This window comes from Streptomyces niphimycinicus (assembly GCF_018883605.1).
Taxonomy (GTDB): Bacteria; Actinomycetota; Actinomycetes; order Streptomycetales; family Streptomycetaceae; genus Streptomyces; species Streptomyces niphimycinicus.
Genome location: NZ_JAHLEM010000165.1, coordinates 24,848 through 38,631 on the forward strand (window position 1 = coordinate 24,848; position 13,784 = coordinate 38,631).

Consider the following 13,784-nt stretch of genomic DNA (forward strand, 5'->3'; position numbering starts at 1 on the left):
TCGTTGCGTCGGTTTGCCGATTCATCGATCGCACGGGACGGCGCGTCCGTGCGTTGCGCGGCCGGATGGCTATGCGGGCTCGGCCATCCGCCGGTGGCAGGCGTCGGTCAGCGGATATGCCTCGTGGTGGCGCCGTGCCTGCTCCAGGCCGACGATCGTGACCGAGGTCTCGACGAGCGTGCGGCACCGCTTCGCGCGCCGCGCGGTGAACGCCTCCAGGCCCGCGCGGACCTGCTTGTGCCGCTCCAGCTCCTCGGCCAGCACGAGCCCGTCCTCGATGGCCAGGGCCGCGCCGCTGGCCATCTGCGGTGCCGGAGCGTGCGCGGCGTCGCCGATGACGACGCGGTTTCCGCGGCTCCAGGCTCCCGCCAGGAGCGCCGTCCGGACGGGGCGGCGCACCACCGACTCCGACCCCGACACCAGAGGGCGGATCTCCGCCACCCGTCCTGGGAAGACCTCCAGCAACTGCCGCAAGCGCGGCGCGAGTTCGGCGTCGGGCAGGGCGTCCGGCTCCACTCCGTTCTCCGTCAGGAACACATACGCCTGGCGGCCCGAAATCGGGACGATCCCGGCCGTGTTGGCCTCGCCCGCGAACTGATGGATTCCGGTGACCCAGGCCGGGCGCGGCACCAGCGCCCGCCACGCCATCTGCCCGTGGTAGTCGAGTGTGGTCTCGAGGCCGGCCAGGCTCCGGACCGAGGAGCGGATCCCGTCCGCTCCCACGACGAGGGTGGCCGTCCGGACGGTCCCGTCCGACAGCCGTACGCGTACCAGGTCGCCGTCCTCGTCCACCGCCGTGACGGTCAGGCCGTGGCGCACCACCGCGCCACTCCGCACGGCCTCCTCGGAAAGGATGCGATGCAGCGCAGGGCGTGCGATGCCGACCATCGCCGGCCGATGTGCCCCGAGCAGGCGGGGCAGCCGCACCTCGTCCGCGATCCGGCCGTTGACGTCGACATGCGTGATGACGTTCATGCCGTAGCCCTCGGCCAGGCACGCCTCTGCCAGCCCCAACGCGTCCAGCGCCCGCAGCGACGGCCCGGTCAGGCACAGGCCCCAACCGGCCGTAGCACCCCGAGGGTTGATCTCGGCGACATCGACCCGCCACCCCTTGCGTGCCAGGGCGATGGCCACGGTCAGACCGGCCACCCCCGCGCCCACGATCATGGCTGTCCGCGCACCGCGACAGCTATCCATATACGCCTCCTGCGCGCTCATTTCACCGGAACGGTAAAAGCGGCCGGGCGCTTGTTCCATCCGGATCAGGCGGTGGCCATCCGCTCCCGGCAATCGGTCAGCGCCAGGTGACCCCATTCCGTGCGTCGAGGGTCGGACATCGGGACGGACGCCCACGAGCCCAACTTCGGCGATCGCGTCCGCCGCGTCGACCAGGCTCGCTGGCTCACCGCCGGCGAGAAGCCCCGCCCCCGACGCCTCGGCCGTATGCTGATCTTCAGTACGGATCTGGCCGCGTCCGAGGCGTTCTACGCCCGCACCCTGGGCCTGCGGCTCTCGGACCGCGTCCGGTCCATGGCCACCTTCATGAACTCCGGCCCCGGCGATCACCACGTCTTCGGCTTCATGTCCGGCACCCACCCCGGCCTGCACCACTCCAGTTGGGAGGTCGCCGACATCGACCAGATCGCCCTGGGGGCGCGGACCATGGCCGCCGCGGGCCACAGCCATGGCTGGGGCCTCGGCCGGCACACACTGGGCTCCAACTTCTTCCACTACATCCAGGACCCATGGAGCGGAAGCCCTCCTGACCTCGGTGTAGCGGGAGTTTTCGCGGGATACCGGCGGGGCGCTCAGGTGTGCGGGGGGAGCAGGATGCGGAAGGTGGCGCCCTCGTCCGGGGCCGTGTGCACCTCCACCCGGCCGTGGTGCGCCGTCACCAGCGAGTCGACGATCGCGAGGCCGAGGCCCGCGCCCCCGCTCGCGGTGCGGCCGCGGGCGTCGTCCGCGCGGTAGAAGCGGTCGAAGGCGCGGGCGGCCTGCTCCTGGGACATCCCCGGGCCCTCGTCGTGGAGTTCCAGCACCGCCAGGCCGTTCTGGGTGCCGACGCCGATCCGGACCGGGGTGCCGGGTGGGGTGTGGGCCACCGCGTTGCCGACGAGGTTGGAGGTCACCTGCCGCAGCCTCGCCTCGTCGCCGAGCACCGGCCCCGGCCCCGGCGGGCCGCCACCGGGGCCGGTGAGGGCGACGGGGCGCCCTGGATCGAGTGAGTGTTTTTCCGTTTGAAGCCGGAGGTCACGAGCGTTCCCGCCATATCGGGTGCGCACATGTCACGGATGAGGGCGACCGTGAGGAAGACGGCCCCCACGGCCGCTCCCTGGAGCAGACGCCCGAAGATGAACACCCAGAGGCTGGGCGCGATGAGGCACACCAGTGCGCCCACCAAGGCGGTGATCAGCGTCATGATCAGCACTCTGCGTTTGCCGTGGATGTCGGCGCCCTTTCCGAGCAGCGGCGCCCACATCGCCCCCGCCAGCAGCGAGCCGGCGTCAATCCACGCCGACTGATCGGTACCGAAGTGGTCGAGCATTTCGGGGAGGACGAGAAGCGGCGTCGTGACCACCGTGTCCACCATGGTGTTCACCAGAATCAGGATGGCCACCGGGCCGATGAGCCGTCTGTTCCAACGTGTGTGTGGTGTGCTGCCGAGCGGTTCGGTGCTGGTACCTCCAATGGGCCCGATCTGCGCGAGTGTGAGTGCGCCATGTGAACCGGGAGTCCCGTACGACGGAAACCGGCAGGCCACGGCGGCCGGCCGGCCGGTAACTCTCAGAGAACTCACAGAAAGCGGCCCACCGGCAGCCAGTGGAGTGGCTTGCACTCAACCGCGGTTGAGCCAGCACGCTGATCGCGTCGTCGCCACATTCACCTTGGAGCGAGAGATGCGATCGCGCCCCGCACGGGCCACCCCGGAATCCCCACCCGAAGCCCCATCTCAATCCCCGTCCGAAGCACCCACCGGCGCCCGTCCCCGCGCGGTCCTGGCCATGGCCTGCTCCGGATCGTTCGTGGTCATCCTGGATGCCACGATCGTGTCCGTCGCCCTCCCCGCCATCCGCGCCGACCTCGGCTTCGCGCCGTCCTCGCTGAGCTGGGTGGTGAACGCCTACACACTCGCCTTCGCCGGTTTCCTCCTCCTGGGCGGCCGCCTGTGCGACCTGTTCGGGCAGCGCCGGATGTTCGTCGTCGGCATGAGCCTGTTCACCGTTGCCAGACTGGCCGCCGGGCTGACCGGCACGGCCGAGCTGCTGCTCGCCACGCGCGCTGTCCAGGGGCTGGGCGCGGCACTGCTGATGCCCGTGACGCTGTCACTGCTGAACACCACCTTCACCGAACCGGCCCGGCGCGCCCGCGCGCTCGGCACCTGGAGCGCCATCGGCGCCCTCGGCGCCGCCTCCGGGCCGGTGATCGGAGGGCTGCTCACCCAATGGGCCGGCTGGCGCTGGGTCTTCTTCATCACCGTCCCGGTCGGCGTCCTGGCCATTCTGGCCGCCGGTCCCGTCCTTCCGTCACGGCGGGACGTCCGCCCCCGTCCGCGGCTGGACGTGGTCGGCGCGACCACCGCCACCGCGGGACTGGCCGCCGTCGTGTACGCGGCGATGCGTCCCGCCGACACCGGCTGGACCGCCCCCGCCGTACTGCTGCCCTTCGTGGCGGGGCTCGCGTTGCTCGTGGTCTTCGTCCTGCACCAGGCCCGCTGGGCGCGCGAACCCCTCCTCCCACTGGGCATCTTCCGGCTGCGCCAGGTCAGCGGCGGCAATGTGGTGATGTTCGTGCTCGGGCTCGGCTTCTTCGCCAGCCCCGTGCTGCTGTCGCTCTATCTCCAGGATGTGCACCACTACTCGCCGCTGCGCGCCGGACTGGCGTATCTGCCGGTCGGCGTGGCGATGTTCGCCGGCGCCCAGAGCGCCGGGCCCCTGTCGGTACGGATCGGAGCCCGCCGCGCCGCCCTGCTGTGCTGCGCGCTGGGCGCCGTGGGCTTCGCCGGGGTGGCCGCGGGCACTGGTCTGCACGCCTCGTACCCGGTCTCGGTGCTGATCCCGGGAGCCGTCTTCGGGTTCGGGACGGCCGCGGCGTTCACCCCGATCACAGTGGCGGCCACCGGCGGCCTGCCGCCCGACCGCAGCGGCCTGGCCGCCGGGCTCCTGAACACCGTACGGCAGACCAGCGGGGCACTCGGGCTGGCCGTGCTGAGCACGCTGGCGCTGGCGTCCGGCTACACCGCCGCGTTCGCCGTGTCGGCCGGTTGCCTGGCGGTCGCGGCGGCCGCCGCGCCACTCCTGATCCCGCGCGGCTCCTGACCGTCCACCCGGTCGCCGACCGCGCCACCGCCCGGCCGGGCGTCCTGGCCGGGCAGGCTGACGAGGGCGCGGAACCCCGGGCAGCGCTCGGGGCCACCCTCATACCGGCAGCCGCGCAGACGGTTCAGATAATCGAGCGCCTCGTCCAGCTCCGCCCGCCGCCGCTCGCACTCGGCGATCAGCTCGGGCACGGCCTCCCGCCAGTCAGGCCCATCGGTCAGCATCTCGGCGATGTGCTCCACGCCGATCAGCCCGGTCGTACGCCACTGCTTGATCAGCGCCACCCGGTAGAGCTGCTCGGTGTCGTACCACCGCTGCCCCGCCCGCCGGGTCGGCGCGACCAACTCCCGCCGCTCCCAGTAGTGGAGCGTCGAGAGCGGCAGGCCGAAGTGGTCGGCCACGTCACGGATCGGCGTCAGCCCGTCGTTCCCGCTGCCCATGAGACCTCCATCGAACCCGACACGCATCGAAGTTAGGTAACCCTAACCATATATCCGTGTCCGCGATCCGGATCCGTCCGCCGAGGGCTCAGCCGTCCGTGGCGGGGCGGCTCCTGGCGCTCCCATGGGCGTGCCCGTGCCCGTGCCCGTGCCCGTGCCTGTGGCCGTGCCCGTGCCCGTGTGCATGCGAGTGCCCGTGGGAGTGGTCGTGGGAGTGGCCGTGCCCGGCGCCCTCGGAGGGAGCGGGCACCGCGTCGCCCGCACGCAGCGGGGCCGCCTCGTATCTGCCTTCGTGAGCGACGATCGGCCGCCGGTCACCGGAGAGTTCGGGGTACTTCTCCTCCAGCTTCTGCCGGGATTGGGCCGTGCGCCGCAGGTCGGTGACGTAGTCACGGTCGCCTCGGTACGTCCCCTTCCAGGTCTGCGGCATCCGCTCCGGCGGCGGTGGCACGGTGGCGGTGCCGCCCAGGGCGAAGCCGCTGGGTATCTTGCGGGTGGCGCCGCCGCACTCCGGGCAGTTCGGCAGCGGCGCGGTGTACGACTGGATCACCTCGAAGCGGTGTCCGGTCTCGCAGGCGAGTTCATAGATGGCCATGGGGTCCCTCACATCACCAGAGCGTCAGAGAGCGGCCGAGGATGCCGGCCACGTCGTCCTCGGTGACCGTGCGCGGGGCCGTGGACAGCAGCCGCTGCTGCTTCATGGCGCCTTCCACCAGCGCGGGGATGTCTCCCTCGTCGTAGCCGACCCCGCCGATGCCGTTGGGCATGCCGATGTCGCGCATCAACCGCTCGATCGCGGTGGGCAGATACTCGGCGGGGTCGGCGGGGCGTTCCATCCCCGGGGCGAGGAGTTCCGCGGCCCGCAGATGCCGCTCGGGCTGGGCGGCGAAGGTGAAGCGGAACGCCTCCGGCGCGGTGAGCGAGACGGCCATGCCGTGGGGCACCATCGGCTCGTGTGCGGGGTAGCCGGCGGGGTGGAAGTCCTTCACCCGTCCGGCGATCGGGTAGGCGTTGGCGTGGGGGATGTGGACGCCCGCGTTACCGAATCCGAGACCGGCGAAGGTGGCCGCCAGCGCCATGTCGGACCGCGTCCGGGGGTTGTCGCCGTCGCGGACCGCGGTGCGGAAGGACTGTGCGAGCAGGCGCAGCGCCCGTTCCGACCACGCGTCGGAGATGGGATTGGCGCCGCAGTACGGCACGCGCTCCTCGGGGCGCTTGTGTGGATAGGTGTCATACGGGCGGGCCGTATAGCTCTCCAGCGCGTGGCACAGGATGTCCATACCACTGGCGGCGGTCACCCCGGCGGGCTGGGTGAAGGTCAGGTCCGGGTCGATGACCGCGAACGTCGGCCGCAGACGGGGGTGGCTGATGCCGGTCTTGACCTTCAGTTCCAGGACGTCGAGCACACAGATGGTGGTGCTCTCCGCGCCGGTTCCGGTGGTGGTGGGGACCGCGACCAGCGGCCTCAGCGGGTTCACGGGCGCCAGCGCCCTGCCCACCGGCGCGTTGATGTAGTCCATCAGCTCGCCGGGGTTGGTGCTGAGCAGGTTGACTGCCTTGGCGGTGTCGATGCTGGAGCCGCCGCCCACCGCGACGAAGGCGTCCCACGGGCCCGACGCCAGCGCATGGTCCGCCGCCTGCCGCAGGCTGACGTCGGTGGGCTCCACGTGGACCCCGTCGAAGACGTGGGCTTCGATGCCGAACGCGGTCATCCGCTCGGCGATGCGGTGCGGCGCGCCGGTGGCGGCCACCCCGGCGTCGGTGATCACGAGAACCCGGTGGGCCCCGTGCTGGGCGAGGTCGTAGCCGATCTCGTCGGATGCTCCCGGCCCGAACTTCAGCGCCGGTGCGCCGTAGGTGAAAACGGACTCGGGTCCGGCCGGAGCGGTGATGCTCATACGCGTCCCTCCTGGGGATCGGTTGGGTCCCAGCGGCGCGGCGAACGGTACCGGAGCGCCGGCCGGGACCCGGGCGATCAGGCGTAGAAGCCGCTGGGGGCGAGCCGCATCGAGCGCAACTGCTCGGCATCGTGGCCGAAGACGACGATGGCGGGGCCCAGCGGGTCTCCCAGTCGCGGGGACAGCTCGTGTCCCACAGCAGGGTGCCCCCAGGGGTTTCCACGAGGACGCAGTGGGTGGTGCAGGAGTACCACTCGGGCGGCCGCTGGTGCTCGGTGCGCGTGCGCATCGTACGGCCGGCCTTGAGCAGCAGCCACGTCAGATCGCAGCTCATCGCTCCGCAGCTCAGTACGTGGACTCTGTTGGCGGTGGTCATGGAGCTTCACCTCCGGTCGGGAAACATGCGGGTCGGTCGGTGTGCGGTGGGCAGGGCAGTGGGCGGGGGAATTCCCCGGCTCAGGTGTCGTGCCGGGGGTGCGGATCGCGGCCCCGGGATTCCCGCACGATCAGCGCGCAGACCAGCCCGATCAGCGCCGCTCCCGCCCAGATGGAGGCGATCGGCCACGAGGCGCCGTCGGCAGTCGGCCGCGCCCACGAGTGCGCCCGCCACGAGCGGCACGAACCCGGCCACGACACCGCCGAGCTGATAGCCGATCGACGTACCGGTGTACCGGACGTTCGCGGGGAACAGCCGACAGCGCGCCGAAGCAGGGCACCGTCAGCGCCTCGGCCACCGCCGCGATGAGCATCCCGGTCAGCAGCACACTCCGCGAAAGACCGAGGTGGGACGGGCCGTAGGACAGCACGAAAACCGAGACGATGTAGAATCGCGGCCTTGGACGCGGCCTCGACCTCGTCGGGCGACTGACCGGTGCGCCGGGCGGCGGCCTCGTCGATCTGCCGGGCGCGCGGGGTGGCGATGCGGCCGGGAAGCAGGAGTTGACCGTCACGCCGTGGGCGGCGACTTCGGCGGCGAGGGTTTTCAGATATCGGGCGAGCGCGGCCCGCCCGAGGTTGGACAGGGAAAGATTCGGCAGGGGCGCCTGCACGCTCGTCGAGCTGATGCTCAGGATGCGGCCCCACCCCTTCTCGACCATGGCCGGGAGGGTGCCCCGTACCAGGATCTGCTGGGGTGTGACCAGCGTGGCGATGGCCTGCTCGACCCCGGCGGTGTCGATGGCGCGGGCGGGTCCGGGCGTGGGCCCCGGCCCGTTCAGTACGAGGATGTCGAGGTCGCCGACGGCCTCGCGGGCCGCCGTGAGGAGCCGCTCCGCGCCACCGTCCGCGACCAGGTCACAGCCCACCCCGACCGCGCCCGGCAGCTCGCCCGCCACCTCCTTGGCTCGTTCGCCCGAGCGGCCCGTGACCACGACGGTGACGCCTTCCTCCGCCAGGGCCCGGGCGGTCGCCCGGCCGAGACCGGAGGTGGACGCGCAGATGAGAGCGGTTTTGCCTGCCAGGCCGAGTTGCAGAGCCGCACTCACCATCGGCGATCTCCGCGCGGTGGCGGTGCGCACGACTCCGCGAGCGGTGTTCGACTACGTGGACGGCGCGGCCGACGCGGAGCTGACCCTGCGGCGCAACAGGGCGGCGTTCGCGGCGGTCGAATTCGTGCCGGAGTATCTGTCGCCGGTCGACCATCCGGACTTGTCCACGCGGCTGTTCGGCCGGGAGATCGCGATGCCGCTGATCTTCGCGCCGACCGGTTACACCCGGATGATGCACCACGAGGGTGAGGCGGCCGTCGCGCGCGTGGCCGCCCGCCACGGCCTGCCCTACACCCTGTCCACCGTGGGCACCTCGACCGTCGAGGACGTCGCCGCGGCGGCTCCCGGCGGCGAACACTGGTTCCAGCTCTACCTGACCCGGAACGAGCGCCTCAACACGGAGCTTCTCGACCGCGCGCTCGCGGCCGGGTTCACCACCGTGGTCCTCACGGTCGACACACCGGTGGCGGGCCGACACCCCAAGGACATGCGCAACGGCCTCACGATCCCGCCCTCGCTCACCTTGCGGACGCTGTTCGGGATGGCCCGTTATCCGTCCTGGGCGCTGAACAAGCTGACCACGGCCCCGATCACATTCGCGTCGCTGAGCGGCATGAGCGGCATGAGCGGTGGGGGTGCGAGCGGTGTGAGTGGCATGAGCGGTGACACGATCGACGCCGTGCGGGTCGCCGACGTCGTCTTCGAACCGACACTGAGCTACCAGCACCTGGCGTGGCTGCGCGCCCACTGGCCGCACCGGTTGCTGGTCAAGGGGATCCTCGGCCCGCGTGACGCGCGCCGGGTCGTCGAGGCGGGCGCGGACGGTGTGATCGTGTCCAACCACGGCGGACGGCAGCTCGACCGCACACCGGCCACCCTCACGGTGCTGCCCGAGATACGCGAGGAACTCGGCCCGGACGCCACGGTGATCCTCGACAGCGGTGTCACCCACGGTCAGGACATCCTGGCCGCGCGGGCGCTCGGGGCGGACGCGGTCATGATCGGCCGTGCCTATCTGTACGGCCTGATGGCCGGTGGCGAACGGGGCGTGGAGCGTGCCGTCACGATCCTGCGCGAGGAGTACGCGCGCAGCCTGCAACTGCTCGGCCTGAAGGCGAGCGCCGCCATCGCGCGGCATCACCTACGCATGCCGTGAGCGGTCGCACTCGTTGAGCGGTCCGGTTATGGGAAAGGGCCCGCTTTCTTCGGCGGGCCCTTTCCCGTGCGCACGGCCCCGTTCCCGGGTGCGCCGCGGCCCGGCCTCAGGAGGCCCGCTGGGGAATCCCCAGCGGGTTCGCGTCGCGCAGGGCCGATGGCAGCAGGTGCTGTGGCACACCCTGATAGGCGACCGGCCGCAGGAACCTGGAGATGGCCTCGGTCCCCACCGAGGTCGTACCCGGCGCGGTGGTGGCCGGGTAGGGGCCGCCGTGCTGCTGGGCGTAGGTGACCGACACCCCCGTGGGCCACTGGTTCCAGAGCACACGTCCGGCCTTGGCGGCCAGGAGCCTGATCAACTCCGCTGCGATGGCATCGTCGTCCTCGCCCTGGATGGACGCGGTCAACTGTCCGTCGATGACCTTCGCCACGTCGAGCAGTTCGCTCTCCTCCGCGTACTCGACGACCAGCGCGGCCGGTCCGAACACCTCCCGGATGAGCGCCTCCGGGGCGCTGAGCAGTTCGGCCGAGGTCGTGCACAGCACTGTCGGCGACGGATCCGTGGCGGCGTGGTCGCCACTCACCAGGACCCGTACCCCGGCCGCATCGCGCAACTCCCGTACCGCAGTCGCATAGGAGGTCCGGATGCGATCGTTGAGCAACGTCAACGCGTTGCCCGGAACCGCGCCGGGAAGCTGCTCCACCAGCTCGGCCGAGGCCGGGACCAGCAGGATGCCGGGCTTGGTACAGAACTGTCCGGCGCCGAGCGTGAACGAGCCGACGAACTCCGAGACGATCGCGGGCCCGCGCCGCTGGGCGGCGGCCTCCGTCACGAACACCGGGTTGACGCTGCCGAGTTCACCGAAGAACGGGATGGGCTCCGGACGGCCCGTGGCGAGGTCGAACAGCGCCCGGCCCGCCTCGATCGATCCGGTGAACGCGCCCGCCTTCACCCGCGGGTCCACGATGGCGGCCCGTCCGGCCTCCGTACCGAAGACCACGTCGAAGAGCCCCTCGGGCGCGCCCGAGGACCGCAGTGCGTGCTGCACCACCTCCGCCGTGGCGGCCGAGAGCCTGGGGTGGCCGGGGTGGGCCTTGACCACGACCGGGCAGCCCGCCGCGAGCGCCGAGGCGGTGTCCCCGCCCGCCACGCTGAAGGCGAACGGGAAGTTGCCGGCGGCGAAGACGACCACGGGACCGAGTGGTTCGAGCACCCGGCGCAGATCGGGCCGTGGGCCCATCGGCCACGCGGGGTCGGCGCGGTCGATCGTGGCCCCGAGATATTCCCCCCGCGTCACCACTTCGGCGAAGAGCCGTAGCTGGAACACCGTACGGACCATCTCGTTGTGCAGCCGGGTCCGCCCGAGGGAGGTCTCCTCGTCCGCGATCGCCACGAGCTTTGGCGCGGCCTCTTCGAGCGCGGAGGCGATGGCCTCGAGAAACGGGGCCCGGTCGGCCGGCTGGAGACGGCTCCACTGCTCGAACGCGCCTGCGGCGGCGTCGAGTTTATGCGCCAGTACCTGCGCGTTCGTCGCATCGGTCATCAAGCACGCTCCTTCAATGCGTCTTAAATATGAGACGTAATCTCACTTTCAAGACACAGTTGCATGCGCCGGGGTGCTCGTCAACGTGCTTGACGGCGGCTGGGACCGGCTCACATACTCAACCCGCAAAACAACTCGTAAGACATCGTCTTAAATTTCGTACACTTGATCCGTACGCGGTGATCCGTACACAGTGATCCGTACACAGTGATCCGTACACAGTGATCCGTACACAGTGAGGCGTGGCTCAATGAAGGCAGCAGTACTGCACCGGCCCGGTGCTCCGTTGACCGTCGAGGACGTCGATCTCGACGACCCCGGACCGGGCGAGGTCACCCTCCGCGTGGTCGCCGCCGGTGTGTGCCACAGCGATCTGCACTACATGAACGGCGACCTCAACGTCCGCCTGCCCGCGGTGCTCGGGCACGAGGGGACCGGCATCGTCGAGCGGGTGGGGGAGGGAGTGACCCGGGTCCGCCCCGGCGACACCGTCATCACCTTGTGGCGTCCGCGGTGCGGCGACTGCGAGTTCTGCACGACAGGCCGCCCCGCCCTGTGCCCACTCGGCCGGGTGCAGTCGGCCTCCGGCGGCCTGCTCGACGGGACCCAGCGGCTGAACCTGAACGGCGAGAAGGTCCACCACCTCATGGGCGTCTCCTGCTTCGCCGAGCAATGCGTCGTCTCGGAACGGTCGGTCCTCACGATCGACCCGGACATCCCGCCGGAGATCGCGGCGATCGCCGGATGCGCCGTGGTGACTGGGGCCGGTGCGGCGCTCAACGTCATGAAGGACGCCACCGGAGAGGGCGTCGTGGTCATCGGCGCCGGTGGCGTCGGGCTCAGCGCGGTCATGGGGCTGCGCCTCGTCGGCGCCGATCCGATCGTCGCGGTCGACACGGTGGACGCCAAGCTGGAGAAGGCACTTGAGCTGGGCGCCACCCATGCGGTCAACGCCCGTACGCACCGCCTCCCCGAGGAACTCGGCAGGATCTCGCCGAGACCGATGGCCTGGTCGCTGGACGCGGTCGGCACGCCGCACACGCTCGCCCAGGCGGTCGAGGTCGTGGGCACCGGCGGGACCGCCGTCGCCGTCGGCCTCGGCAAGGTGGGCGCCACCGCGGCTGTGCCCATCAACGCCTTGGTGCAGCAGGAGAAGCGGCTGATCGGCAGTCTCTACGGCTCGGCCAACACACCGGTCGACATCCCCAAGCTCGTCGAACTGTTCAAGACCGGCCGCCTGCCCCTCGACAAGCTGCTCGGGGAGCAATACGAACTGTCGGCGATCAACGAGGCGTACGCCGCGCTGTCGCGGGGCGCCACCGGCCGTGCTGTGATCATCCCTGGTCACCAGCGCTCGTAGGGAGAGATGGATGAGGAAGAACCGGACCGCGGACCTGGGCCGCCGGCTGTGGCAAGCGGGTAACGAGGCCACCGCGGACGACTCCACCGCGGTCGACGCCGCCGCGGCCGATCAGCTCGATGACCTCGAAATGGCCTACGCCGTCGAGAGCGCGACCCGCGACTTGGCGGTGGCGGCCGGTGGCCGGTTGATCGGCTACAAGGTCGGCCTCACGGCACAGCCCGTGCGGGACACCTTCGGCGCCGACGAGCCCGCAGCGGGCCACCTGCTCGCCGACCGGCTGCTGGAGGACGGCGAACCCCTCGCCACGGTTGGGCTGTTCGCCCCCATGGCAGAGGTGGAGATCGCGTTCATCCTGGGCGAGGCGCTGCCCGGCCCGCGGGTGACCGCGCAGGACGTCCGTAACGCCACCGCCGCGGTCGCACCGGCCTTCGAGATCGTCGACAGCAGGTGGCGCGGCGGCCCGCGGACGCTCCCCATGCTCGTCGCCGACAACACCAACGCCGCGCGCGCTGCTGGGGCCCCCGGTCGCCCCACCCGCGTCAGCGGACCTGGCGAAGATCACCGCCACGCTGACGATCGGCTCCCGTACGGTGCCGGGAAGCGCGTCCGCCGTCATGGGCGACCCCGCCGAGGCGGTCGCATGGCTGGCCCGGCACCTGCTGCGCGGCGGGCGGCGGCTGGAAGCCGGTGACATCGTCCTGAGCGGCACCCTGTGCACCCCGACGGCGATCGGCACTGGTGACCGCCTGGTCGCCGACCTCGGCGAACTGGGCCGGATCGCCCTGGACGTCAACTGACGAACGCCGCCTGGGCGGATGGCCGTGCCGCTGGCGGCGAGCTGCTCCCCTCCCCGCCCCTTCCCGAAACCGGAGCTCCGCCCCGGCCCCCCGGGGGCCCGTATCGGGCAGAGGCAGGCAGGTTGCTCCGGTCCGGCGGCATCGACATGCGGCTCCACCGTGTGGCGGACCCAGGCTCCGGGTCCGGGGGGGCGAAGCCGCTGGTAACGGTGCGGGCAGGCAGGATGTTCCCCTCCCCGCCCCTTCCCGTAACTGGGGCTCCGCCCCAGACCCCGGGGTCCAGGGGCGCGGTCCCCGGTAACGGGTGTGGGTGGGCGGGCTGCTTCTCTCGCCGCCCGGTCGCGTGGCATCGATGTGCGGCTCCGTCGCGTGGCGGGGCTCCGCCCCGAACGCCGGGGTCCAGGGGCGCGGCCCTTGGCAACGGGCACGGGCAGGCTGTTCGCTTCCCGGCCCCATCCCCGTCCCGTGGCATCGATGTGCGGCTCCGCCGCGTGGCGGACCCAGGCTCCGGGTCCGGGGGCGAAGCCTCTGGTAACGGTGCGAGCAGGCGGGCTGTTCCCCTCCCCGCCCCTTCCCGTAACTGGGGCTCCGCCCCAGACCCCGGGGTCCAGGGGTGGAGCCCCTGGTATCGGGAAGGGGCGGGGTGGGGAAAGATCCGCCGGACACCCCGTGGCACCTCGGCGCCGACCGGTCCATGCGCCCTCAGCAGGGCCCAGAGTCAGCGCATCGCGCGGTCGGCGGGGAGGACACGGGGCGTCTCGGCCAGCAGGGCGCACCGAGCCAC

Annotated in this window: 11 protein-coding genes and 2 pseudogenes; 5 read left to right on the top strand and 8 right to left on the bottom strand. The window is 71.5% G+C overall.

The annotated features are described in order from the left end of the window. Window positions 1-69: 69 nt before the first annotated feature. Complete coding sequence (locus KN815_RS16430; protein ID WP_253209014.1) at window positions 70-1,218, bottom strand: FAD-dependent monooxygenase; 1,149 nt, start codon at window positions 1,216-1,218, stop codon at window positions 70-72. Window positions 1,219-1,443: 225 nt separating this feature from the next. Between KN815_RS16430 and KN815_RS50370 the strand changes: the two are divergent. Then, a pseudogene (locus KN815_RS50370) lies at window positions 1,444-1,737 on the top strand (VOC family protein); the annotation flags it as partial. Window positions 1,738-1,808: 71 nt separating this feature from the next. Here the strand turns inward: KN815_RS50370 and KN815_RS16440 are convergent. Continuing rightward, a pseudogene (locus tag KN815_RS16440) lies at window positions 1,809-2,225 on the bottom strand (sensor histidine kinase); the annotation flags it as partial. After that, window positions 2,126-2,590, bottom strand: a complete 465-nt coding sequence (locus KN815_RS16445; RefSeq protein ID WP_308403655.1) for an MFS transporter — start codon at window positions 2,588-2,590, stop codon at window positions 2,126-2,128. The gene KN815_RS16445 and the pseudogene KN815_RS16440, both read right to left, overlap by 100 nt. A 412-nt stretch (window positions 2,591-3,002) precedes the next feature. Between KN815_RS16445 and KN815_RS16450 the strand changes: the two genes are divergently transcribed. Continuing rightward, window positions 3,003-4,316 (top strand): DHA2 family efflux MFS transporter permease subunit, encoded by a 1,314-nt coding sequence (locus KN815_RS16450; RefSeq protein ID WP_216342676.1) that lies wholly within the window; start codon window positions 3,003-3,005, stop codon window positions 4,314-4,316. On the opposite strand, the gene KN815_RS50375 is transcribed toward KN815_RS16450, so the two are convergent. From KN815_RS50375 to KN815_RS16470, 4 genes are all read right to left on the bottom strand, one after another. Then, window positions 4,232-4,756 carry a helix-turn-helix domain-containing protein gene (locus KN815_RS50375; RefSeq protein ID WP_253209015.1) on the bottom strand — a complete coding sequence of 175 codons (525 nt, stop codon included), beginning with the start codon at window positions 4,754-4,756 and terminating at the stop codon, window positions 4,232-4,234. The two genes, KN815_RS16450 and KN815_RS50375, sit on opposite strands and share 85 nt — an antisense overlap. Window positions 4,757-4,844: 88 nt before the next feature. Continuing rightward, complete coding sequence (locus KN815_RS16460; RefSeq protein WP_216342677.1) at window positions 4,845-5,351, bottom strand: FmdB family zinc ribbon protein; 507 nt, start codon at window positions 5,349-5,351, stop codon at window positions 4,845-4,847. Window positions 5,352-5,364: 13 nt separating this feature from the next. After that, entirely contained in the window at window positions 5,365-6,654 is a 1,290-nt protein-coding gene (locus KN815_RS16465; protein WP_216342678.1) for a hydroxyacid-oxoacid transhydrogenase, read from the bottom strand. 527 nt (window positions 6,655-7,181) lie between these two features. Beyond that, complete coding sequence (locus KN815_RS16470) at window positions 7,182-8,141, bottom strand: SDR family NAD(P)-dependent oxidoreductase (RefSeq protein ID WP_216342679.1); 960 nt, start codon at window positions 8,139-8,141, stop codon at window positions 7,182-7,184. Between KN815_RS16470 and KN815_RS16475 the strand changes: the two genes are divergently transcribed. Beyond that, a complete protein-coding gene (locus KN815_RS16475) occupies window positions 8,104-9,297 on the top strand; it encodes an alpha-hydroxy acid oxidase (protein ID WP_216342680.1) in 1,194 nt (397 codons plus the stop codon). The two genes, KN815_RS16470 and KN815_RS16475, sit on opposite strands and share 38 nt — an antisense overlap. Window positions 9,298-9,403: 106 nt before the next feature. On the opposite strand, the gene KN815_RS16480 is transcribed toward KN815_RS16475, so the two are convergent. Then, window positions 9,404-10,840 (bottom strand): aldehyde dehydrogenase (NADP(+)), encoded by a 1,437-nt coding sequence (locus tag KN815_RS16480; RefSeq protein ID WP_216342681.1) that lies wholly within the window; start codon window positions 10,838-10,840, stop codon window positions 9,404-9,406. Window positions 10,841-11,090: 250 nt separating this feature from the next. On the opposite strand from KN815_RS16480, the gene KN815_RS16485 reads away from it, so the two are divergent. Together KN815_RS16485 and KN815_RS16490 are read left to right on the top strand one after the other, a co-directional pair. Continuing rightward, window positions 11,091-12,200 carry an alcohol dehydrogenase catalytic domain-containing protein gene (locus KN815_RS16485; protein ID WP_216342682.1) on the top strand — a complete coding sequence of 370 codons (1,110 nt, stop codon included), beginning with the start codon at window positions 11,091-11,093 and terminating at the stop codon, window positions 12,198-12,200. A 572-nt stretch (window positions 12,201-12,772) separates the two neighbouring features. Beyond that, window positions 12,773-13,000, top strand: a complete 228-nt coding sequence (locus KN815_RS16490; protein ID WP_372458372.1) for a fumarylacetoacetate hydrolase family protein — start codon at window positions 12,773-12,775, stop codon at window positions 12,998-13,000. Window positions 13,001-13,784 lie beyond the last annotated feature (784 nt).